We start from the raw sequence: 23,217 nt of genomic DNA on the forward strand, positions 1-23,217 counted from the left end.
GCTACACAGCCCGCTCCCCCGCGACGTCAGATGCCCCGGGCCGTGTAGTCGACGTCGCTCACGAAGGACTCGAAGGAGCTCTCTCCCCCGTGCCACTTCACGGAGTCGCCCGCGAAGGGGCCGGACTCGGAGTACTGCCACAGCTCCCACGCCCACCAGTTGCCGGGCAGGTTCGTCGGCTCGGAGGACTGGTAGGCGGCGAGGAAGAGCGGGGTGTTCGACGGGGTCCAGATGCCCACGTTGTCGTCCCACCAGTGGGCGTTGGTGTAGATGACGGGGCGGCGGCCGACGGCGTCCTTGTAGGCGCTGAGGAAGCCGATGATCCACTGGCGCAGCTCCTGCTGGCTGAGCCCGTAGTCCGAGGGGAGACCCGAGTAGCCCTCGAAGTCGACCATGCCGGGGAGCGTGATGCCGTCGTCGGTCCAGCCGCCGCCGGCGCCGAGGAAGTTCTCGACCTGCTTCTCCGGTCCGCTGCGGTCCGGCCGGGCGAAGTGGTAGCCGCCGCGCACGAGACCGGCGCGGCCGGCGCCGGTGTACTGCTCGTTGAACGTCGAGCTGCGGTAGGTGACGCCCTCGGAGGCCTTCACGTAGGCGAAGCGGGAGCCGGCGGAGGCCTGCGCCTCCCAGTCCACGGAGGACTGCCAGCCGGAGACGTCCTGTCCGTAGATGCCGGCGGCCTGGGCGGCGGGGGCGGCGAGGGCGGTCGCGCCGACCCCGAGGGCGGCGGCGCCGACGACGCCCCCTCGGAGGAGCGAGCGCCGGCCGGCGTCGGCGCCGGAGGAGGCGGCGGGCGGCGCGGGGGCGGTGAGGTGCTTGGGGCGGTAGGGAGCCATCGGTGTCTCCTGGGGAAGCGGGGACGCGGGGGAAGGGCGGATGCGACATGCGTCGCACCTGTGGTCGACCCTAGGGGCCGCTCCCTCGTCCCGCCCGTGTCAGGCTCCCGCCCCGGCGTGTCGGTCGCTGATCTCCGGGAGGTTCGGGGCGAACCGGGCGGGCCCTGCCGGACGTCCGCGATGCCGGGCGCGCGTGCCCCGGGCCTCAGGCGGGCTCGAGGAAGGCGTGCAGCGTGCCGAGGATCGTCGTCGCGGCGAGCTCGGTGACGTCCTCCCGGCCGTCCAGCAGCTCCCGCAGCATGAGGTCCAGGAAGATCCCGACCAGGAGCTGGGCGAGATCCGGCAGCGGGAGCCGGCTGCGCTCGCCGTTCTGCTCCATGCCGCGCGCGAGCAGGCGGGCCACGGCGTCGCGGAGCCGGCCAAGCTCCGAGGACAGGGCCGCCCTCATCTCCGCCTCGCGCAGGGAGTGCGTCACCGCGTCGGTGTAGAGGAGGTACCACTGGCGCGAGTAGGGGCGCAGCGCTTCGAAGGCGGCGACGAGGACGGCCGCGTCGGGGTCCTCGCGCAGGCACGGGTCCGGGGCGGCGACGGGGATCGCGCCCTCGACCTCGGTGCGCAGGATCGTGAGCAGCTCGTCCGTGACCGAGGAGAACAGGGCGAGGAAGACCTCCTCCTTGTTGGAGAAGTTCGAGTAGAACGCCCCGCGGGTGAAGCCGGCGGCCTTGACGATGTCGTCGACCGTGACGCCGTCCACACCCTTGTCGACGAAGACGTCGAGGGAGGCCTGCACCAGGCGCTGGCGGGTGTTCTCCTTCCGGCGCGTGCCCGCGGAGGAGGGCAGCGGCTCGAAGAGGTCGGTCATGGGGGTGGAGGCTCCTCGTGGGGAGGCCCCCTCGACGTCGAGGAGACCGGTGATCGTGTTCCTCCGCAGTCTAGACCATCGATACATTTGTGTATCGAATGTGCGTACACTCGTGCATCGAGTGCGCCGCCGGCTGAGCTGAGACGTGCCCGTGCCCATCGCCCTGCCCCCGCCCCGGAGGTCCCGTGTCCTCGTCGCTCTACCGCCTCGGCCGCGCCATGGCCGCCGCCCGCTGGAAGGTCGTCGCCGTCTGGGCGGTCCTGATGATCGCCGTGGGCGGTCTCGCCGTCGGCCTCGGGGGCGCCTTCTCCACCGAGTTCCAGATCCCCGGCACCGACGCCCAGCGCGGCATCGACCAGCTCTCCACCCGGTTCCCCGAGATGAGCGGTGTAGCCGGCGAGGTCGTCTTCGTCGCCGAGGACGGTTCCACGGTCGACGACCACGAGGCGCGCATCCAGCGCGTCATGGAGCAGATCGGCGACGTCGAGGGGGTCGCCGTCTCCTCCGACCCCTTCGACGAGGACTCCCCCGGCACCCGGAACGACGACGACACCGCGCTCATGGGCCAGTTCCAGATGGACGGCCTGGTGGGCGACTTCCCCGAGTCCTCCGTCGAGAAGATCACCGACATCGTCGAGAGCGGCGGGGAGACCGGCCTCGAGGCCCACGTGGGCGGTCAGTTCCTGCAGAGCTCGGAGATCCCCTTCGGCGCCGGGGAGATCATCGGGCTGGTCATCGCACTGATCATCCTCGCGATCGTCTTCCGCTCACTCGTCCCCGCCGTCATCCCCATCGTCACGGCCGTCACGGGCGTCGGCATCTCGATGATGGCCGTCATGGCGCTCGCCGCGGGCATCGAGATCCCCTCGGTCACGACCTCCCTCGGCGCGATGCTCGGCCTCGCGGTCGGCATCGACTACGCCCTGTTCATCCTCTCCCGCCACCGCGACCAGCTCTCCCGCGGCGACGACGTGCGCGAGTCCGTGGGCGCCGCGATCGCGACCTCCGGCAGCGCCGTGATCTTCGCGGGCCTCACCGTCATCGTCGCCCTCGTGGGCCTCTTCGTCACCGGCATCCCCTTCCTCACCGTCATGGGCATCGCGGCCGCCGGCACCGTCGCCCTGAGCGTCGTCGTCGCCCTGACCCTGCTGCCCGCGATCATGGGCATCCTCGGCGAGCGGCTCCGCCCGCGCCGCGTGCGACGGCTCATGGCGGATCACGGCGGCGTGCTGCCCGAGGAGGAGATCGCCCGGCACGACGCCCCCAAGCGCGGGATCGGCCTCGCCTGGGTGCGCCTGGCGACACGCGTCCCCGCCCTCACGATCGTCGTCGTCGTGCTCGGCATCGGCGCGCTCGCCATCCCCGCGAAGGACCTCGCGCTCGCCCTGCCGGACCTCGGCACCGAGCAGCCCGGCACCGACGCCCGCGACACTTACGACCTCGTCGCGGAGACCTTCGGTCCCGGCTACAACGGCCCGCTGCTCGTCACCGCCGACATCATCAACACCACCGACCCGCTCGCCACCGTCGACTCCCTCGAGAAGGACATCGAAGCCCTCCCCCACGTCGAGTCGATCCAGATCGCCACCCCCAACCGCGGCGCCGACCTCGCCGTCGTCACGGTCATCCCCGAGGGCGGTCCGACGGACGACAGCACCAAGGAGCTCGTCGCCGACCTGCGCGACCACGCCGCCGGCTGGGAGGACGAGCTCGGCGTCTCCGACGTCATCGTCACCGGCGCGACCGCCGTCGGCATCGACATCACCGAGAAGCTCTCCGGGGCGCTGATCCCCTTCGCGATCTTCGTCGTCGGCTTCTCGCTGATCCTGCTCGCGCTCGTGTTCCGCTCCGTGTGGGTCCCGATCAAGGCATCGCTGGGCTACCTGCTCTCGGTGGGCGCGGCCTTCGGCGTGACCGCGATGGTCTTCGAGTACGGCTGGTTCAACGGGCCGCTGAACGTCTCCGTCAACGGCCCCGTCGTCGCCTTCATGCCGATCATGGTGATGGGCGTGCTCTTCGGCCTCGCCATGGACTACGAGATGTTCCTCGTGACCCGCATGCGCGAGGAGTTCGTGCACTCCGGCGACGCCCGCCGCTCCATCGAGCGCGGCTTCACCGGCAGCGCCCCCGTCGTCGTCGCGGCGGCGCTCATCATGACCGCCGTGTTCTCGGGCTTCGTGACCGCGGGCTGGTTCATGCTGCAGCCCATCGCGATCGGGCTCGCCGTGGGCGTGCTCGTCGATGCCTTCGTGGTGCGCATGACCCTCGTCCCCGCCGTGCTCGCCCTGCTGGGCCGCCACGCCTGGTGGCTTCCGCGGTGGCTGGACCGGATCCTGCCCACCGTCGACGTCGAGGGCGAGGGCCTCGCGGCCGTCCTCGAGCACCGCCGCTGGACCGCGGAGCACGGCGAGGCCGCCCTCCGCCTCCAGGACGCCGTCGCCCCGCTCATCGGTGCGCGCGGGGAGCTGGGCCCGCTCACCGGCTCCGTGCTCCCCGGCCGGCTGCTCGTGGTGCGCTCCCAGGGCGCACCCGCCCGCGACACCTTCCTCGCGCTCGCCGCCGGCCGCGCCGTGCCGAGCACGGGCATCCTCGCGGTGCACGACCGCCTCGCTCCGGACGACCTCGGCGCGATCCAGTCCCGCGTCCACCATCTCGCCGCGGGCGCCGACGTCACGGCCCGCCTCGCCGAGGTCTCCGGCCGCCATCTCGACCAGCGGCTCGTGGTCCTCGAGGACGCGACCGACCTCGAGCGGGCCCTCGACCGTGACCCCGAGGCCGTCGCGGCCCGGATCGACACGCTGCTCGACGCGGGCGTGACGTTCCTCGTGGGCGCCGAGGGCGAGGACGCGGTGCCGATCGAGCACCACCTCCACGACATGCTCCGCGACCCCGGCCGGCTGCTCGCCCTCACCGTCCGCCCCACCGCCGCACCGGGTCGGAGCGCCGACACCGGCACCCACCGCACCGACACCACCGCCCCCGCCGCCGAAGGAGCCCTCGCATGAACCGGCTGCGCCACCCCCGCACCCTCATCGTGATCCTGCTGCTGCCCGTGCTCGTCGCCGGCGTGGGCCTGTGGGCCCTCAGCGGGCGCGTGGACCGCATCGACACCGTCCCCGCCGCCGTCGTCAACCTCGACGAGGGCGCGGAGATGACCGTCGACGGGAAGACCCAGACCGTGCCGCTCGGCCGCTCCCTCGCCGGGGCGCTCACCCAGCCCGGCACCGCAGAGTCGGACGACGACGCGGCCGCCTCCGGGCTCGGCACCACCGGCTTCGACTGGCAGCTCACCGACGCCGACGACGCCGAGGCGGGCCTGCGCTCGGGCGAGTACGCGGCCGTGATCACCCTCCCGAAGGACTTCTCGAAGAAGCTCACCTCGATCGGCACCACCGACGCGGTCCCCGCGATCGTCGAGGTCACCACCAACGACGCGAACACCGCGCTGAACTCCCTCATCGCGACCGCCGTCTCCTCGGCCGCCGCGAGCTCGATGGGCGGCGAGATGACGAGCCAGTACCTCGACGGCCTCTACGTGGGCTTCGGCGACCTCAAGAGCGGATTCCAGGAGTCCGCGGACGGCGCCTCCGAGCTCTCCGACGGCGCCTCCCAGCTCGACGACGGCGTGCAGCAGACCGCCGACGGCGCCGGGCAGCTCGCCGAGGGCGCCCAGCAGGCGGCGGACGGCTCCCAGCAGTTCGCGGGAGGCGTGTGGAGCCTCGCCGACGGCGCCCAGCAGGCCGCCGACGGCAACGCGCAGCTCGCGAGCGGCCTCGACCAGCTCGCCACCGGCGCGGACGGCGCCGCCCAGGGCGGCTCCGATCTCGCCGTGGGCCTGGACCAGCTCGCGACCGGCAGCGCGGGCGTCGCCGACGGCAACTCCGATCTCGCGACCGGCCTCGGCAGCCTGGCCGACGGCAGCGACGGCCTCGCCACCGGCTCCTCCGATCTCGCGACCGGGCTGGATCAGCTTGCCGACGGCAGCGACTCCGTCGCCGACGGCACCTCCGACCTCGCCACGGGCCTCGACCAGCTCGCGACCGGCAGCAGCGACCTCTCCGACGGCGCCGCCGCGCTGAAGGCCGGCATGCACGGCACCGACGACTCCCCCGGACTGCTCGACGGCGCCGATCAGCTCGCCGCGGGCGTCACGGGCGACGGCACGGCCGAGAATCCCGGTCTCGCCTCCGGCGCGGACCAGCTCGCAACCGGCCTCGAGGACTACGCGGACGGTGTGAAGAAGGCCGAGGGTGCCCTCACGGGCGACGGCAGCGACGCGAACCCGGGCCTGTCCACCACCGCGCAGGGCGTCGCCGACGGCGCCCAGGAGCTCGGCGACGGAGCCCAGGAGCTCGCCGACGGCGTCACCGGATCGGGTGACGAGCCGGGCCTCGTCGACGGCTCCGGCCAGGTCGCGGACGGCGCCGAGCAGGTCGCCGACGGCGCGTCGCAGCTCGCCGGCTCGATCGGCGGCGGCGACGGATCGCCCGGCATGGTCGAGAACGCCCAGGCCCTCCGCGACGCGGTGTGCGAGGGCGATCAGGTCGACGAGACCCTGTGCTCGCAGGCCGAGGGGAACCTCGCCTACGCGCAGGGCGTGGACCAGGGCCTGAACGGCGGCGACGGGGAGGACGGCCTCGTCGACGGCACCGCCCAGGTGGCCGAGGGTGCCCGCGGCGTCTCCGACGGCACCACGGGCCTCGCCGACGGCGCGCAGCAGCTCGCCGACGGCCTCACCGGCACCGACGAGCAGCCCGGCCTCGTGCAGGGCGCCGAGGGCGTCCAGCAGTACGCCGACGGCCTCGCCACCGCCTTCGACGGCGACGGGACGCAGGAGAACCCGGGCCTCGTCGGCGGCGCGGACTCCCTCGCCGAGGGGGCCCGCGCGAGCGCGGACGGCGCCACCCAGCTCGAGGAAGGCGTCACCTCCCTCGCCTCCGGCCTGCACGACTACGCCGACGGCGTGGACCAGCTCGCCGGCGGCGCCTCCGATCTCGCCGACGGCACCCGGCAGTCCGCCGACGGCGCCTCCGACCTCGCCGACGGCGCCTCCCAGGTGGCCGACGGCACCCGCTCGAGCGCCGACGGCGCGACCCAGCTCGCCGACGGCTCCTCGCAGCTCGCCGACGGCGCCCGCTCGAGCGCGGACGGGGCGACCCAGCTCGCGGACGGCTCCTCGCAGCTGGCCGACGGCACCCGGCAGTCCGCCGACGGCGCCGGCCAGCTCTCCGGCGGCCTCACCGAGCTCGCCGACGGCACCCGGTCCAGCGCGGCCGGTGCCGGCCGGCTCGCGGACGGCTCCTCGCAGCTGGCCGACGGCGCGACGGAGCTCGGGACCGGCGCGGACCAGCTCGCGGACGGCTCCTCCCAGCTGGCCGACGGCACCGGGGACCTCGCCGACGGCACGGACCAGCTCGCCGACGGCTCCTCCCAGCTGGCGGACGGCTCCTCGCAGCTGGCCGACGGCCTCCAGGAGGGCGCCGACCAGGTCCCCTCCTACAGTCAGGCGGAGCGGGACCGGATGAGCGCCCAGGGCTCGGAGCCGGTCACCACGGACGTGACCCGCTGGAACGAGGCGGACGGCGCGGAGACCGCGATCTTCCCCTTCGTCGTGGCGCTCGCGCTGTGGCTCGGCGCCTTCGCGGCCTTCCTGCTCCTGCCCGCGCTGCAGAAGCGCCTGCTGGATCGGGCGATGCCCATGTGGCGGGTGGCCCTGCGCTCCCTCGCCCCGGCCGTCGCCCTCGGCGTCGCCCAGGCGGTCGCCGTGCTCGCGGTGCTCACCGCGATCGGCATCGCCCCGGTCTCCCCGCTCGCCGTGGGGCTCGTGGCGCTCGGCGCGGCGGTCATGTACGCCGCCCTGCACCAGGCGCTGCTGACGCTGCTCGGGGACCGCATGGGCCGCATCGTCTCGGTGCTGCTGCTCGTGCTGCAGGTCGTCGCGCTCGTGGGGATCCTGCCGCTGCAGACCGCTCCCCCGCTGCTGCAGGCCGTCAGCGGCGGCCTGCCGATGACGATCGTCGCCCAGGGCCTCGTGCACGCGGCTCTCGGCGGGTCGCTCGTCTCGACGAGCGGCACGCTCGGCCTGACCCTCGTGGTGACCGCCGCGTCCCTCGTGGTGACCCTGCTCGCCTCCCGCGGGGCGCGCCGGGCCGACGGCCGCCACCCGCGCGAGGTGGTGGGCGCGGAGCCGCTGCCCGCCTGAGCGGCGGGCCCGCTCAGCGGAAGTCGCGGGAGGGGGTCGCTGCGGAGACCTGCAGCGGCTGGGCGTCGTCGGCCACGAGGTCGACGGCGCCCGTCGCGTTCTCGACGATGCCGCGCAGCACGACCGCGCGGGAGCTGCGCAGCAGCGCCCGGTGCCGGGTCCAGAACCCCACCGAGCAGACGACGTTGAGGATCCCGGTCTCGTCCTCGAGGCTGAGGAAGGTGACGCCGCTCGCGGTCATCGGGCGCTGCTTGTGGGTGATGACTCCGCCCACCCGGATGCGGCTGCCGTCGGCCGCGTCCCGGGTCCCGCGGATCGTGAGCACCCCCGCCTCCTCGAGGCCCGCGCGCACGAGCGCCATCGGATGCTCCCCCGGCGTGATGCCGGTGGCCCAGGCGTCCGCCGCGGCGAGCTCCGCGTCGCTCATCCCCGGCAGCATCGGCGCCTCCGCGCCCACCGCGAGGTGCGGCAGCGTGCCCGGCGTCTCCTGGGCGGCGGCGCCCGCGGACCACAGGGCCTGCCGACGGGACGGGGCGAGCCCGTCGAGCGCCCCGGCCGTCGCGAGCGCCTCGAGCTGGCGGGCCGTGAGCCGCACCCGCCGGGCGAGGTCCGGGACGGAGGTGAAGGCGCCGTCCCGCTCCCGCGCCTCGACGATCCGCTGGGCCGTCGTGGTGGAGATCGTGCGCACCTGGTCCAGGCCCAGGCGGATCGCCGGCCCCTGCGCCGCTCCCTCACCCTGCACCTGCGGGCGGGCCGCTCCCGCGGCGAGCTCCTCGTCCGAGGGGACGCGGTAGCCGTGATGCCCCTCCCCCGTCTCCAGGTCGGTGAGGGCGCCGGAGACCTGCACGTCCGGGCCGAGCGTGAGCACGCCGTGGCGGCGGGCGTCGGCGACGAGCGACTGCGGGGAGTAGAAGCCCATCGGCTGGGAGCGCAGCAGCGCCGCCGTGAACGCCGCCGGGTAGTGGCACTTGAGGTAGCAGCTCGCGTAGACGAGGTACGCGAAGGAGTAGGCGTGGGACTCCGGGAAGCCGTAGTTCGCGAAGGCGAGCAGCTTGCGGTGCACGGCGTCCGCGTCCTCCCCCGTGATGCCGTGCCGGGCCATGCCGGCGTACAGGGCGTCGGAGAGCTCCATCATCCTCTGCGTGGAGCGCTTGGAGCCCATGGCGCGGCGCAGCTGGTCCGCCTGGGCGGGGGTGAAGTCCGCGACGTCGACGACCATCTGCATGAGCTGCTCCTGGAACAGGGGGATGCCGAGGGTGCGTCCGAGCGACTTCTCCAGCAGCGGGTGCAGGAAGGTGACCTCCTCCTCCCCGGTGCGGCGGCGCAGGTAGGGGTGGACGCTGCCGCCCTGGATGGGGCCGGGCCGGATCAGCGCGACCTCGACGACGAGGTCGTAGAACTCCCGCGGTCGCAGCCGCGGCAGGGTCGAGATCTGGGCGCGGGACTCGACCTGGAAGACGCCCACGCTGTCCCCCGCGCACAGCATGTCGTAGACGGCCGGGTCCTCCTGCGGCAGGGTGCGCAGCTCGAAGTGCTGGTCGTGGTGCTCGGCGACGATCCTCAGGGCGTGGTCGATCGCGGTGAGCATGCCGAGGCCCAGCAGGTCGAACTTCACGAGCCCGGCGTCGGCGCAGTCGTCCTTGTCCCACTGCAGCACCGAGCGGTCCGCCATCGCCGCCCACTGCACGGGGCACACCTCGATCACCGGCCGGTCGCACAGGACCATGCCGCCGGAGTGGATGCCGAGGTGGCGGGGCGCGTCCCGCAGCTGCTGGGCGAGGGAGACGACGTCCTCGGGGATCTCCGCCTCCGCGAGCGAGGAGAAGGAGCGCTCGATGCGGCGTGCGAAGGCGTCCTGCGCGCCGGGGTCGTGGCCGAGCGCCCGCGCCGCGTCCCGCACCGCGAGCTTCGCCCGGTAGGTGATGACGTTGGCGACCTGGGCGGCGTTCTCCCGCCCGTAGCGGCCGTAGACGTACTGGATGACCTCCTCGCGGCGGTCCGAGGCGATGTCGATGTCGATGTCCGGCGGGCCGTCCCGCTCGGGTGCGAGGAAGCGCTCGAACAGCAGGTGGTGGCCGACGGGCTCGACCGCCGTGATCCCGAGCGCGTAGCAGACGGCGCTGTTCGCGGCGGATCCGCGGCCCTGGCAGAGGATCCCCTCGCGGCGGCAGAAGGCGACGAGGTCGTGGACGATGAGGAAGTAGCCGGGGAAGGTGAGGTCGGTGATGACCTTCAGCTCGTGGTCGATCTGCGCCCACGCGCCGGGCACCCGCTCGGGGCGGCCCGCGGCGGGGCGCGGCCCGTACCGCTCGCGGCCCTCCTGCTCCACGAGCTCCACGAGCCAGCTCGCCTCGTCGTGCCCCGCGGGCACCGGGAACGGCGGCAGCGACGGGGCGATCAGCCGCAGGTCCAGCGCCTGGTCCCGGCCGATCCGTGCGGCCGCCTCGATCGCGTCGGGGTAGCGGGGCAGCAGCTGCGCCATCTCCTCACCGCTGCGCAGGTGGCGCAGGTGCCCGGGGAGGTGCGGATCCGCGCGGGACAGCGGCATCGCGGCGCGGAGGGCGGCGTGGGCGTCGGCGAGGCGCTTGTCCGACGGGGTCGCGTAGTGCGCGTTCGAGGTCGCCACGAGCGGCAGGCTCACCGTGTCCAGGCCGTGGGACTCGCGGACCATCCGCGCTCCCTGGGCGAGCGCGTCGTGCAGCTCGTCCGCCTCTCCCCCGCCGCCCGCCACGAGCTCGACGGCGACGTTCCCCGCGCCGAAGAGGTCCACGAGCCGGCCGATCCCGTCCGCGGCGGCGTGCGCGGCCGCCTCGAGGTCCCCGGCCGCGAGGTGCGGGGCGACGGCGCGCGTCACGGCGCCCTTGCGGCAGCCGGTGAGGATCAGCCAGTGCCCCTCCCGGGCGGTGCGGGAGAGGTCGGCGAGGCGGTAGCGGGGCACGCCCTTCTCCCCCGAGTCGAGGTGGGCGCGGGCGATCGCCGCGGAGAGCTGCGCGTAGCCCTCCGCGTCCCGCACGAGCACGAGCACGTGCTCGCCGTCCGGGTCCGGCACCCCGGTGCGCGGCGCCGAGCGCACGGGGGTGGCCGTGGCGACCTCCGCCCCGGGCTCGAGGCCGAGGGTCAGCTCCGCGCCGATCACGGTCGCCACGCCCTCCTCCGCGGCGGCCTTCGCGAAGCGGACCACCCCGTAGAGGCCGTCGTGGTCCACGAGTCCGATCGCCTCGAGGCCGAGCGCCGCGGCGTGGCGCGCCATGTCCTCCGGGGCGGAGGCGCCGTCGAGGAAGCTGAAGTGCGAGTGGGCGTGCAGCTCCGCGTAGGGGACGATCGTCGCCGGCCGGTGCGGCGTGCTGCGCCTGCCCGTGTGCTCCACGGTGATCGGCGGGGACACCACCGCCGCGGGGCGGTCCGAGAGGATCGCCTCGAGGTCCTTCCACGCGGGCGGCCCCAGGAACCATCGCGCCATCGGAGCCCTCCTCCCTGATCGTCCTGCTGCTAGTCGTAGATGCCCTCGACCCCCCACTGCCCCGTGCGGGACAGGGTGAGCAGGGCCGTCTCCTCGTCCTGCGTGCCGCGCACCACGAGCGGCAGGCGGGCGGCGCGGTCGCCGTCGGTCGCCCACCAGCGCTCGTCGAGCACCGTCGGCGCGCCGTGGGCGAGCACCGTGAGGGCCGTCCCCGCCCGCAGCCCCATCCGGTCCAGGGCGGGCACGCCGGGCGCGACCACGCGCAGCTGCGCGGGGGCGGCGCTGAGCAGCCCGCGCGCGGTGACGACGACGGGCGCGCCGCCGGCGTCCAGCAGCGCCACCGGCGGCGGGTGGCGGAACACGGTCGCCGGCACCGGGCGCGGCAGGGCCCCGGGCCACGGGCCGGGCTGCGGGTCGGGGCGCTCGCTGCGCCACGGCACCGCGGTCAGCTCGCGGGCCAGCAGGCGCCCGCCCACGAGCGCCGGCACGAGCACCGCGTCCTCCCCCGCGAGGCCCTGGGCGCGGGCCAGGGCCCGGGCCGCCCGCTGCGCGGACTCCCCCGCGCCGCCCCACAGCGCCGGGGCGCTCTCCCCCGCCGGGGCGAGCTGCGCGGGGTGCAGTCCGATCCGCACGATCGCGCCGGTCGCGGGACCGCCCAGGCGGGCCCGGGTGATCCAGCCGTCGCACTGCCAGCGGATGCGGTCCACGACGTCCGCGACGGTCAGCGCGCCGTCGTGCCGCCAGGTGCGCTCCATCTCCTCGCCGCCCTCGGTGCGGGCCACGATCCGCAGGCGCGTGCACACCAGCCCGCGGCTCACGAGCTGCTCGTGCAGCTGCTCGGCGAGCGGGCGGGCGACGAAGGCCGCCTGGTCGGTGCGCACCAGCGGCGGGTCCAGCACCGTCTCGGCGAGCACCGGCTGGGCGGGATGGTGCGCCGCCGGGGGCGCGGGCTCCTCGCCGCGGGCCAGCAGGTGCAGCTCCGCGACGTCGGGGCCGAACCGGTCCGCCACGGAGGCGGAGGGCAGCGCGGCGAGGTCGCCGAGGGTCGCGATGCCCAGGCGCTGGAGCAGGTCCACCGTCTCGGCGAGGTCGAGCTTCTTCTCGGGGCGGGTCGCGGAGGGCTGACCGCGGTGCCCCCAGCCGGGGCCGACGGGGGCGTGGCGGAGGGCGGCGACCGGGTGCGGGGCGAGGTAGTCGGCGCTGCGGCCGGGGCGCACGATCCGTCCGGCCCCGGCGGCGAGCAGGGCCGCGAAGGGGCCGTCGGCCACACCCACGGCGGCCTCCCAGCCGGTGTGGTCCGCGACGGCGTCGAGGATCCGCTCGGCGAGCTGCTCCTCCCCGCCGTGGTGGCGGGCCGGGCCGCGGGCGGCCATGAGCAGCGTGCCCGGGCGCAGCACGTCCACGCCCGCGGCGACCGTGTCCACGGCGGCGGCGACGAGCTCGAACAGGCCGGACTCGCTCTCGCGGTCGGCCTCGAGCACGAGCGCCTCGGGGCAGGCGGCGCGGGCCGCGCGGCGGGTCTGGCCGGGCCGGGCCCCCGCCTGCAGGGCGGCGGCGGTGACCTCGACGACGCGGTGGTTCTCCAGCAGCAGCACCGGGTCCTGCAGCGGGTCCACGGGGGCGGAGGGCTCCGCGCCCCGGGTGTCGCGTCCTCCCCCGCCCTCGCCGCCGCCGTCCCGGGAGCCGGGGGCCTGGGCGCGGGCGTCGGCCTCCGCGCGCCGCTGGTGGCGGTCCAGCGCGGCCATGAGCGGCCACTGCGGGACGCGGACGGCGACGGTGCGGGTGGGTGCGCCCATCAGCCGGCCCTCCGCGCGGCGTGCAGCGGTCGGGGCGCGGGCGCCTCCGTCGGGGGCACTGCCGTCGTGGGCACCGCGGTGGCGGCGACCTCCGCGGGGACCGTCCCGAGGACGCCCTGCTCCCGGAGGGCGGCCTGCTCCCGGCGCGCCGGTGGGGCCACGCCGATCATCCCGCCCACCTCGGGCAGCAGCACCTCGACGCGGTGCTCCCCCGCGAGGCCCCGCCCGGCGGAGGTCACCGCGAGGCGCCGCCGGCGCAGGCGGCCGGTGCCGGCACCGAGGCCCTGCCAGCCGAGCGTCGCGGCGGTGAGGGCGAGGTCGGCGCGGCCCGGCGGGCGGGCCGCGAGCACGAGCGTGTCCGCCGCCCGGGCGCGGCCCAGGAGGCTCCGCCAGAGGGCCGGGGCGAGGACGAGGTCGGGGCCCAGCACGAGCACTCCGATGCCGTCGGCCAGGGCGGAGAGCACCTGCGGGGCCTGCTCGCCGGGGGTCGGGGCGAGCGCGAGGCGGGCGGGGTCCAGGCCGGCGTCGATCGCGGCGCGCAGGCCGAGGTCCGGCATACCGGCGATCGCGCACCAGGCATCCTGGCCGGCGGCGGCGACCGCGAGGGAGAGCAGGAGCGAGGTCGTCGCCGCGCCGTCCACCGCGACCGCACTGCCGGCGCGCAGGCCGGTGCGGGGGAACAGGCCCGCGAGCGGGGCCGGGACCGGGAGGCGGGTGCCGTCGGCGAGCGGCTCGAGGGCCGGCTCCGTGGCGGGGGCGGTCCGGTCGGGATCCGCGGTGCGCTCCGGGCCGGCGGGCACGGCTCGCATGCGCGGGGCGCCGGCGGGGTCGCCGCCGATGCTGCGCAGGGCCGTGCGGTCCAGCCGGCCGCCCCAGCGGGCGGCGCTGCGCTCGGCCGCGCCGAGGGCAGCGCGGGCCCGGGCCAGCCGGTCCTCGTGCGGGGTGCCGGCATCACGCTCGGCCTCCGCCGCGCGCTCCGTGCCGGACGCCGATCCGGAGACTGCGCCGGACACCGATCCGGAGACCGTGCCGGACGCCGGGCGCCGGACCACCAGGGACATGACCACCTCCGTCTCCTGCCTTCCTCTCGGCGCCGACCACGACGCGACTCGAACTGATGTTCGAACGATACGCGCGTCGGATGGGGGTCTCAAGGTGTGCAGGGTGATGCTTCGAACAACCGTGCGAAGCCTCGCAGGAGGGTGCGACGGATGGAGCGGAGGAGGTGCGGAGCCGACCGGTCGTCGGACGGACGGGCAGCCGGGCGGACGGCATCCGGGCCGGCGTGCGGACGGCATCCGGGCGGACGGGCAGCCGGGCACTGATGCTGTTCAGAGAACGGCGCACATCATGTACATGATGTGCCGAAAAATTCGCACAGGCCCTTCGCCTCGAGCGGTCTCAGCCCTCGCGCCGGTCGACGACCGCGGCCCGTCCGAGCGGCACGGGACTCGCGGTGAGCACGTGCGGGGTGCGATGGGACCAGGCCCCGCGGCGCCCCGGTGCCGCGGCGCCTTCCGGCCCTCGGCACGGAAACCCGCTCGCGCCGGCTCGCGGCATGGACGAGGATCAGGGCATGAGCACGTACGAGGACACCCGCCACGCCTGGGAGCAGGCCTCGCAGAAGCATGTGCGGGAGTACGCGGAGCTGCTCGACGAGGCCCGCACCGCGCGCCTGCTCCCGCTCGAGGAGCAGCTGCTCGCGCCCCTCGTGGACGGTGCCCGCGTGCTGCACCCGCAGAGCGGCCACGGCATCGACGACCACGGCCTCGTCGCGCTCGGCGCGCAGGAGGTGCTGGGCCTGGACTACAGCCCCACCGCGGTCTCCGCGGCGCGCCGACGGGCGGAGGAGCTGGACCGGCCCTGCCGCTACGAGGAGGTCGAGCTGCCGGCCACCGGGCTCGCGGAGGGCACGCAGGACCTCGTCTACACCGGCAAGGGCGCGCTCATCTGGATCGAGGACCTCGCCGCCTGGGCCGCCGAGATGCACCGGGTGCTGCGGCCCGGAGGGCACCTCTTCGTCTACGAGGCACACCCGCTGGTGCCGCTGTGGGAGTGGGACGCCCACGACGCCCGCGTGCGGCGCGACCGCGGCTACTTCGCCCGCAGTCACGTCAACGACAGCTTCCCCGCCCTCGGGGCGACCGAGCATCAGCGCACCCTCGCCGAGCTCGTCATGACGATCACCGGGGCCGGCTTCGAGCTGCTGCATCTCGCCGAGCATCCCGAGCCGTTCTGGATGCCGCAGGACGAGGAGCCCGCCGCCGCCTGGGACGGGCGCCTGCCCAACGCGATCAGCCTGCTCGCCCGGCGCCGCTGACGTGCACCTGCTGCTCGACCTCGACAACACCCTCGTGGACCGCGAGCGGGCCTTCGCCAGCTGGGCCGCGGGACTGGTCGCCGAGGCCGGCGGCGGTCCCGAGGACCTCGCCTGGCTGCTCCGCGCCGACGCCGACGGCCTCACCCCGCGCCGTGAGCTCGCCACGCGGATCGCGGAGCGCCTGCTCCCCCGCGCCGCACCGGGTGACCTCGAGCAGCGCCTCCTGATGGAGCACGTCGAGCACGTGACCTGCTCCCCCGCGGTGCTCGCCCACCTGCGACGGCTGCAGGGGCAGGGGGTGCGGCTGACGGTGCTCAGCAACGGGACAGGGCGGCAGCAGCGGGCGAAGCTCGAGCGCACCGGGCTCGCGGCGCTGCTCGACGCGGTCGTGATCTCCGAGGAGGTCGGCGCGGCGAAGCCGGACCCGGCGATCTTCGCCGCCGCGCTCGCGCAGGCGCCGTCGGACCCCGACACCTGGATGATCGGCGACCATCCCGAGGCCGACATCCGCGGCGGCGCCGCGGCAGGGCTGCGCACCGGATGGGTGAGCCGCGGCCGCCCCTGGCCGCACGCCGCGCCGCCCACCCTCCAGGCGCCGACCCTCGCCGCGCTGCTCGACCTGCTGCCGGCCGGCGCGCACCGGCCCGGAACGGTGCACTGACAGTTCCTCCCTCCCCGTGCGCCCCTCTCCTAGCGTGGCGGGGCGCACGGACGCGCCGTGCACCCCGCACGAGAGCACCACGGAGGAAGCGCCCGATGACCGGAGCCCCCGCCCGCCCCTCACGGCTCCTGATCCCCGCCTCGGCCCTGCTCTGGGGCCTGCAGATCGCCCTCCTGAGCCCCGCCCTCGCCCTCATCCTGTCCACGCTCTACGGGGCCTCGACCACGGACATCGGCTGGAGCCTCGCGATCTACAACACCGGCGGGTTCCTCGCCTCGCTGCTGATCCCCGCCTGGGCGGACAGGCACCGCTCCTACCTGCAGGTGCTGCTCGCCTGCGGCGTGCTCACCATCGCCCTGGCCGGCGCGCTCGCCGCGGTGACCTCCCTGCCCTGGGCGACGGTCGCGCTCGTGGTGCTCGGCGGGCCCGCGGGCCTGGGCACGACGATGCTCTTCGCCCACCTGCGCTCCGCCGGCACCGCCACCTCGAGCATCGTCGACACCCGCGCGATCATCTCCGCCGCCTGGATGGGCGGGCCGCCGCTCGCCACCGCGATCATCGGCTGGGCCGGCGGCCGCGGCATCCTCGCCGCGATCGTCGTCATCGCGCTGCTGAACATCGCCACGACCGCCGCGATGATGTCGCGCCACCGCCGCGCCGCGTCGGAGCGGCCCGAGGCCGCGCGCCCCCGCGAGTCCCTGCCGCCCGGGAGCCGGACCGGGACGGTGCTCGTCGTCGCCGCCTTCGTGCTGTTCCAGGCCACCAACGCGACCGCGATGACGTTCATGGCGATCTACGTGACACAGACGATCGGCCTCGCGGTGCTCTGGGGCGGGATCGTCCTCGGCGTCGCCGCCGCGCTCGAGGTGCCGGCGCTCATGATCATCGGGCGCCTGGGCGACAAGGTCCCCCACCTCACCCTCGTGGCAGTCGGCGCCGTCGCCGGCATCGCCTACTACCTGGGCCTCGCCCTCGCCACCGGCCCCGTCGCCCTGCTGCTCCTGCAGGTCCTCAACGCCGTGTGCTTCGCGGCGATCGGCGGGATCGGGCTGGCACTCTTCCAGGACCTCATCCCCGGGGCGGGACTGTCCACCGGACTGTTCATGAACACACGGCGCCTCGGCGCGATCGTCTCCGGTCCGATCATCGCCCTGGGCGCGCTCTCGCCGCTCGGCCAGCGGGGCATCTTCCTCGGCTGCGCCGTGCTCACCCTGCTGGGGCTCGCCCTGGTGCACCTCGCGCGGCGTTCCGCGGGACGGCGCGCCGCGAAGGACCAACTGCCAGTAGGTGGATGAGCGGGTCCTCCCGCCGCGCCGCGGAACGCGGTCCGATGGGACCATGACATCGCTCCGCACCGCCCCGGCAGACGCCGGGAGCACCCCGCGCCACACCGGCATGATCCTCGCCATCGTGCTGGTCAGCTACTTCATGATCGTCCTGGACAACTCGATCATCTTCACCGGCCTGCCCCAGATCCGGGCCGAGCTGCAGCTCTCCCCCGCGGGCCTCGCCTGGGCGCAGAACGCCTACACACTCGTCTTCGGCGGGCTGCTCCTGCTCGGCGCGCGCACCGGTGACCTGCTGGGCCGGCGCCGGGTCTTCAGCGTGGGCCTCGTGGTCTTCGGCGTGGCCTCCCTGCTGGTGGGCACCGCCCCGAACGGCGCCTGGATCATCGCCGCCCGTGCCCTCCAGGGCATCGGCGCGGCGATCGTCGCCCCGACCTCCCTCGCCCTGCTCACCTCCTCCTTCCCTGCCGGTCCGGAGCGCACCCGCGCCACGGCCGCCTACGGCACCACGGCGGGTCTGGGGGCGAGCCTGGGGCTCGTGGTGGGCGGCGCGCTGGCGTCCTGGGTGTCCTGGCGCGCCGGGTTCTTCATCAACGTCCCGATCGCCCTGGTGATGCTCCTCCTCGCCCTGCGGTACCTGCCCGCCACCCGCCCCGCGAGCGGACGCTTCGACCTCGTGGGCGCGTTCGCCTCGACCCTCGGCATGGGGGCCTTCGTCTACGGGATCATCCAGGGCGGTGAGCGCGGCTGGGGCGATCCGCTGACGATCTGGCCGATCGTCGTCGGCGTCCTCGTCATCGCGCTCTTCGTGGTCGACCAGCGTCGGGCCGCCCAGCCGATCATGCCGCTGCGGCTGTTCGCGAGCGCGGAGCGCAGCGGCGCCGCCGTCGCCCGGCTGCTGTTCGCCGGCACGATGATCGCGTTCTTCTTCTTCACGACGCAGTTCTTCCAGGAGGTCTACGGCTGGACGCCGCTGCAGGCCGGGCTCGGCTTCCTGCCGATGACGGTCGTGCAGTTCGCCGTCTCCCTGCTCGTGCCGACCCTGAGCCGCCGGATCGGCGGGGCACCGCTGATCGGAGCCGGTCTGGGCCTGGTGCTCGCGGGGATGATCTGGATCAGCCTGATCTCGGCCGACGTCCCCTTCGTGGTCGGCGTCGTGGGTCCGCTGGTGCTGCTGGGGGCCGGGCAGGGGCTGACCTTCGGCCCGCTCACCTCCGCCGGTGTCGCCGGCGCCCTGCCCGAGGACGCCGGCGCCGCCTCCGGCCTCGTCAACACCGCCCACCAGCTGGGCAGCACGCTCGGTGTCGCCGTGCTCACCGCGGTCGCCGCCGGGGCGAGCACACCGACGCAGCGGGTCGTGGACGCCTACCGGGGCGGCGCGGTCATGCTCGCCGTCGCGGTGGTCGTGGTCCTCGTGGCCGTCATCCCCGCCCAGATCCGTGCCCGCCGGGCGACGGCGGAGTCATGAGCGGGCTCGCGCGCCGGGGGCTGCTCGGCGCCATGGGACGGGCCGGAGCGATCGCCCTGGCCGCCGGCCCGGCCCTCGCCGCCTGCTCGCGTCCCGACCCCGGATCGACGTCGACCCCCACCACCCCGGAGGAGCAGACCGTGCCCGTGACCACCGGACCCGCCACCGCCCCCACCACCCTGCTGGTGTACTTCTCGAGGGCCGGGGAGAACTACTGGGAGGGCGGGAGACGGGACCTCGAGATCGGCAACACCCAGGTCATCGCCGAGATGATCGCGGAACGCCTCCCCTGCCGGGTCCACGAGATCCTCGCCGCCGATCCCTATCCGGACTCCTACGACGAGACCGTGCGCCGCAACCAGCAGGAGCAGCAGGAGGACGCGCGCCCCGCGATCGACGGGGACCTGCCCTCCCTGGAGGGCATCGACACGATCCTTCTCGGCAGCCCCGTGTGGAACACCCGGGCCCCGATGATCATGCGGACCTTCCTCGAGCAGACCGGCGGCCTCCCCGGTATGACGATCCGTCCCTTCCTCACGTATGCGGTGGGTGAGGGATCCGTGGTCGCGGACTACGAGGAGCTGTGCCCCGAGGCGCGGGTGGAGGACGGCCTCGCGCTCCGCGGCGAGGAGGCGCGCGACAGCGCTGATGCCGTCGCCGACTGGCTGGCGACCTTCGCTTGAGCCCGTCCGGTGCCGGCCGAGCGGGCCGACGGGCGGCGCGGCTCAGCGAGCGGCGCGGTGCGGGTCCTCGCCGAGGAGGTGCGCGGGGAGGGCGACGCTGCCCAGCATGCTCAGCCTCTCCGCGGAGACCGAACCCGGCTCGGCGGAGTACGCGAACATGAACCAGTCGGGCTGGGCGGTGAACTCCATCGCCTGGTAGGTCAGGTCGAGATCGCCGACGACGGGATGGTGGAGGCGCTTGTCCCCCGCCCGGTGGTGGCGCACGTCGTGCCTCGCCCAGCGGACCCGGAACTCGTCGCTGCGGGTGACGAGCTCCCCGATGAGATCGGTGAGCCCCTTGTCCAGGGGGTTCTGCCCGGCGTAGGTGCGCAGCGTCGCCACGATGCCGTCCGCGTTCTTCTCCCAGTCCGGGAAGAACACCCGCGAGGCGGGGCTGAGGAAGGTGAAGCGGGCGGTGTTGCCGCGCACGGACTCGTCCTCGAGCAGCGGGGAGTACAGCGCCCTGCCCAGGGCGTTCGCGGCGACGAAGTCCAGGCGCCGGTCCCGCACCCACATCGGCGCCCCGGTGACGGCGTCGAGGAAGCGCTGGAGCTGGGGCAGCGCGGCGGCCTGCGAGGGACGGCCGCCGCGTCGCCGCGGTGGCCTCGGCCCGGCGGCCGCGGCCAGGTCGTTCAGATGATCAGTCTCCGCCTCGTCGAGCTGGAGCGCGCGGGCGAGCGCGTCGAGCACCTCGGCGGAGACCCCGCGGAGGTCGCCGCGCTCCATCCGCGCGTAGTACTCGACGCTCACCCCGGTGAGCATGGCGAGCTCCTCGCGGCGCAGCCCGGGCACCCGGCGTCGTGCCCCGCCGATGATCCCGGCCTGGTCCGGGGTGATCCGGCCCCGCCTGGTGCGCAGGAAGTCCGATACCTCGTCGCGATGCTCCATGCCCTCACGGTATGCCCGCGCGATCGGATGAAGGAGGAACTGCCAGTGCCTTCTTCCGTGCACGGGGCGGTGGTCGCATGGAGATCGTGCACGGTGCCACCGCCTCGGCGCCGTGATCCGAGAGAAGAAGGAACCCACCCATGGCCGAGAAGCAGAGCACCTCCCGCGTCGCCGTGATCACCGGCGCGTCCTCCGGCATCGGCGCGGCGACCGCGCGTGCCCTCGCCGCGCAGGGATACCGCATCGCGCTGCTGGCACGGCGCCTGGACCGTATCGAGGCGCTCGCCGCCGAGCTCGACAACGGGTCGATCGCCGTCCAGGCGGACGTCACCGACCGCGACGCCCTCGTCGCCGCCGCGGCGCGCGTGCAGGAGGAGCTGGGCGGGGCCGACGTCCTCATGAACAACGCGGGCACCATGCTGCTGGGCCCCTTCTCCTCGGAGCGGCGCGAGGACTACCGCGCCATGATCGAGGCCAACCTGCTCGGCGCGATCACCGCGACCGAGGTGTTCCTCGAGCAGCTCCGTGACGGCGGCGGCGACCTCGTCAACATCTCCTCCGTCGCCGGTCGCACCGCGCGCGCCACCAACGGCGTCTACGCGGCGACGAAGTGGGGCATCAACGGATGGTCGGAGTCGCTGCGCCAGGAGCTGCTGCCGGACGTGCGCGTCACCCTCATCGAGCCCGGCGTCGTCGACACGGACCTCGCCTCGCACATCACCGACGACGCCACGCGCGAGGCCGTGCAGAAGGGCTACGACGCGGCCACGGTCACCCCGGCGGAGGTCGCCGAGATCATCGCCTTCGTGCTCGCCCGGCCCCGGCACCTCGTGATCAACGAGGTCCTCCTGCGCCCCGCCGACCAGCTCGGCTGAGCGCTGGATGCCGCCTCGTCGACCCGGGCGATCAGCCCGCGCCGAGCATCGCCCGTCGCTGCCAGAGCACCACGGCGCTCGCCGCGGCGACGTTGAGGGAGTCCACTCCCCCGGCCATCGGGATGATGACGTGCTGGTCGACGGCGGCGAGGGTCGAGGGCTGCAGGCCGTGCCCCTCGGTGCCGAGCACGAAGGCGACCTTGCGGTCCGGGCCGAGATCCACCTCGTCCAGCGGCACCGCCTGATCGGTCAGCGCGAGGGCGAGCACGTCGAAGCCGGACTCGTGCAGCAGGTCCACGCCGGCCGCGGGGGCGGGCACGCCCGGCGGGTGCGGGGCGTGGGGCCAGGCCTCGAGCCGGGTCCACGGGACCTGGAAGACGGTGCCCATGGAGACGCGGATCGAGCGGCGGTACAGGGGGTCCGCGCAGCGCGGGGTCACGAGCACCGCGTCGACGCCGAGCGCGGCTGCGGAGCGGAACATGGCGCCCACGTTCGTGTGGTCCACGATGTCCTCGAGCACCGCGACGGTGCGCGCGCCCTCGAGCAGCTCCGCCGCGGAGGGCAGCACGGGCCGCTGCATGGCGGCGAGGGCCCCGCGGTGCAGGTGGAAGCCGGTGAGCTGCTCGATCAGCGGCTCCTCCCCCACGAACACGGGGACGCGGGGGAAGCGGGCGTACAGCGGGGCGAAGCGCTCGATCCACTTCTCGCTCATGAGGAAGGAGCGGGGCACGGCGCCGGCGTCGAGCGCCCGGGAGATGACCTCGAAGCTCTCGGCCATGAACAGGCCGCGCTCGACCTCGACGCGCGAGCGCAGGCGCACGTCCGTCATCCGCACGTAGTCCTCGAGGGCGGGGTCCTCGAGATCGGTGATGGTGACGAGCTGCGCGGCGGCTCCGTCGGGCGTCACGCGCTCAGCCAAGGGCCAGGGAGCGCGCGAAGTAGCGCTCGCCCACCCGGTCCACGACGAGCGGCAGGCCGAAGGTCGCGGTGAGGTTCTGGGAGGTGAGGGTCTGCTCGATGGGCCCGGCGGCGACGACGCCGCCCTTGCGCAGCAGCAGCACGTGCGTGTAGCCCGGCGGGATCTCCTCGACGTGGTGGGTGACGAGCACGGTCACCGGGGTCGCGGGGTCCTTCGCGAGCCGGCCCAGGGTGCGCACGAGCGCCTCGCGGCCACCGAGGTCCAGGCCCGCGGCGGGCTCGTCGAGCAGGAGCAGCTCGGGGTCCGTCATGAGCGCGCGGGCGGCGAGCACGCGCTTGCGCTCGCCGGTGGAGAGGGTGCCGAAGTGGGCCCTCTCGAGGTGGCCCACGCCGAAGGCGGCGAGCAGCGTCGAGGCGCGCTCGAGGTCGAGGTCGTCGTACTGCTCGCGCCAGCGGCCCACCACGGAGTAGCCGGCGGTGACGACGACGTCCAGCGCGGTCTCGTCCGCGGGGATCGTGTCCGCGAGCTCCTGGGAGGCGAGGCCGATCAGGGTGCGCAGCTCGAACACGTCGACCCGGCCCAGGCGCTCGCCGAGGATGTCGACGGTGCCGGAGGTGGGGTGCAGGCGCGTCGAGAGCAGGCGGATCATCGTGGACTTGCCGGCGCCGTTGGGCCCGAGCACCGCCCAGCGGTCCCCCTCGGAGATCTGCAGGGACACGTCGTCGAGGATGTTGCGCCCCGCCCGGCGGACGACGACGTCCGTGAACGCGGCGGCGGTGGCGGTGTCGGCTGTGTCAGCGGAGGGGAAAGCCATGGCCGCAAGCCTATCGTCCGGTGGTGCACCGACGGCCCACGACCCGCCCGTGCCGGGCGCCCGCCTCACCCTGCTCCCCGCCCGCCCCGCCATAGACTGGCGCGGCCCGGA

The 23,217-nt window shown here is 74.8% G+C and carries 16 protein-coding genes; 8 read left to right on the forward strand and 8 right to left on the reverse strand.

Features of this window, described 5'->3' with window-relative positions:
* Positions 1 to 26: 26 nt before the first annotated feature.
* Both ABD080_RS11180 and ABD080_RS11185 read right to left on the reverse strand, forming a co-directional pair.
* Positions 27 to 833, reverse strand: coding sequence for a GH25 family lysozyme (locus ABD080_RS11180; protein ID WP_343904943.1), 807 nt, complete (start codon positions 831 to 833; stop codon positions 27 to 29).
* Positions 834 to 1,038: 205 nt separating this feature from the next.
* On the reverse strand, positions 1,039 to 1,695 hold the full coding sequence (locus ABD080_RS11185; RefSeq protein ID WP_343904945.1) for a TetR/AcrR family transcriptional regulator: 657 nt from the start codon (positions 1,693 to 1,695) through the stop codon (positions 1,039 to 1,041).
* 185 nt (positions 1,696 to 1,880) lie between these two features.
* On the opposite strand from ABD080_RS11185, the gene ABD080_RS11190 reads away from it, so the two are divergent.
* Positions 1,881 to 4,700, forward strand: coding sequence for an MMPL family transporter (locus tag ABD080_RS11190; RefSeq protein WP_343904947.1), 2,820 nt, complete (start codon positions 1,881 to 1,883; stop codon positions 4,698 to 4,700).
* Positions 4,697 to 7,897 (forward strand): YhgE/Pip family protein, encoded by a 3,201-nt coding sequence (locus tag ABD080_RS11195; protein ID WP_343904949.1) that lies wholly within the window; start codon positions 4,697 to 4,699, stop codon positions 7,895 to 7,897. Before ABD080_RS11190 ends, ABD080_RS11195 begins: the two co-directional genes overlap by 4 nt.
* Before the next feature lie 13 nt (positions 7,898 to 7,910).
* Here ABD080_RS11195 and ABD080_RS11200 read toward each other — a convergent pair whose 3' ends face one another.
* From ABD080_RS11200 to ABD080_RS11210, 3 genes are read right to left on the reverse strand one after another with little or no spacing between them, the layout of a single operon-like run.
* Positions 7,911 to 11,357 carry an error-prone DNA polymerase gene (locus ABD080_RS11200; protein ID WP_343904951.1) on the reverse strand — a complete coding sequence of 1,149 codons (3,447 nt, stop codon included), beginning with the start codon at positions 11,355 to 11,357 and terminating at the stop codon, positions 7,911 to 7,913.
* A 29-nt stretch (positions 11,358 to 11,386) separates the two neighbouring features.
* Positions 11,387 to 13,153: a DNA polymerase Y family protein gene (locus ABD080_RS11205; RefSeq protein WP_343904953.1), complete on the reverse strand. Its 1,767-nt coding sequence runs from the start codon at positions 13,151 to 13,153 to the stop codon at positions 11,387 to 11,389.
* Positions 13,153 to 14,214 (reverse strand): hypothetical protein, encoded by a 1,062-nt coding sequence (locus ABD080_RS11210; RefSeq protein WP_343904955.1) that lies wholly within the window; start codon positions 14,212 to 14,214, stop codon positions 13,153 to 13,155. Before ABD080_RS11210 ends, ABD080_RS11205 begins: the two co-directional genes overlap by 1 nt.
* 515 nt (positions 14,215 to 14,729) lie before the next feature.
* Between ABD080_RS11210 and ABD080_RS11215 the strand changes: the two genes are divergently transcribed.
* The 5 genes from ABD080_RS11215 (at position 14,730) to ABD080_RS11235 (ending at position 19,571) form a co-directional block, all read left to right on the forward strand.
* The gene (locus tag ABD080_RS11215; RefSeq protein ID WP_343904957.1) at positions 14,730 to 15,473 is read left to right on the forward strand and encodes a methyltransferase domain-containing protein; all 744 of its coding nucleotides are present in this window, start codon (positions 14,730 to 14,732) and stop codon (positions 15,471 to 15,473) included.
* A gap of 1 nt (position 15,474) precedes the next feature.
* Entirely contained in the window at positions 15,475 to 16,134 is a 660-nt protein-coding gene (locus tag ABD080_RS11220) for an HAD family hydrolase (RefSeq protein WP_343904959.1), read from the forward strand.
* A 95-nt stretch (positions 16,135 to 16,229) separates the two neighbouring features.
* A complete protein-coding gene (locus ABD080_RS11225) occupies positions 16,230 to 17,429 on the forward strand; it encodes an MFS transporter (protein WP_343904961.1) in 1,200 nt (399 codons plus the stop codon).
* A 43-nt stretch (positions 17,430 to 17,472) separates the two neighbouring features.
* Entirely contained in the window at positions 17,473 to 18,888 is a 1,416-nt protein-coding gene (locus ABD080_RS11230; RefSeq protein WP_343904963.1) for an MFS transporter, read from the forward strand.
* Positions 18,885 to 19,571 (forward strand): flavodoxin, encoded by a 687-nt coding sequence (locus ABD080_RS11235; RefSeq protein ID WP_343904965.1) that lies wholly within the window; start codon positions 18,885 to 18,887, stop codon positions 19,569 to 19,571. Before ABD080_RS11230 ends, ABD080_RS11235 begins: the two co-directional genes overlap by 4 nt.
* A gap of 42 nt (positions 19,572 to 19,613) precedes the next feature.
* Here the strand turns inward: ABD080_RS11235 and ABD080_RS11240 are convergent, their stop codons facing one another.
* On the reverse strand, positions 19,614 to 20,498 hold the full coding sequence (locus ABD080_RS11240) for a helix-turn-helix domain-containing protein (RefSeq protein ID WP_343904967.1): 885 nt from the start codon (positions 20,496 to 20,498) through the stop codon (positions 19,614 to 19,616).
* A gap of 140 nt (positions 20,499 to 20,638) precedes the next feature.
* Here ABD080_RS11240 and ABD080_RS11245 point away from each other — a divergent pair, with 140 nt between their 5' ends.
* Positions 20,639 to 21,373 (forward strand): SDR family oxidoreductase, encoded by a 735-nt coding sequence (locus tag ABD080_RS11245; protein ID WP_343904969.1) that lies wholly within the window; start codon positions 20,639 to 20,641, stop codon positions 21,371 to 21,373.
* 31 nt (positions 21,374 to 21,404) lie between these two features.
* On the opposite strand, the gene ABD080_RS11250 is transcribed toward ABD080_RS11245, so the two are convergent.
* Together ABD080_RS11250 and ABD080_RS11255 are read right to left on the reverse strand one after the other, a co-directional pair.
* Entirely contained in the window at positions 21,405 to 22,202 is a 798-nt protein-coding gene (locus ABD080_RS11250) for a TrmH family RNA methyltransferase (protein WP_343906086.1), read from the reverse strand.
* A gap of 82 nt (positions 22,203 to 22,284) precedes the next feature.
* Positions 22,285 to 23,106 carry an ABC transporter ATP-binding protein gene (locus ABD080_RS11255; protein WP_343904971.1) on the reverse strand — a complete coding sequence of 274 codons (822 nt, stop codon included), beginning with the start codon at positions 23,104 to 23,106 and terminating at the stop codon, positions 22,285 to 22,287.
* Positions 23,107 to 23,217: the final 111 nt, after the last annotated feature.

It is taken from the genome of Brachybacterium rhamnosum (genome assembly GCF_039526185.1).
In the GTDB taxonomy this organism is placed as follows: domain Bacteria; phylum Actinomycetota; class Actinomycetes; order Actinomycetales; family Dermabacteraceae; genus Brachybacterium; species Brachybacterium rhamnosum.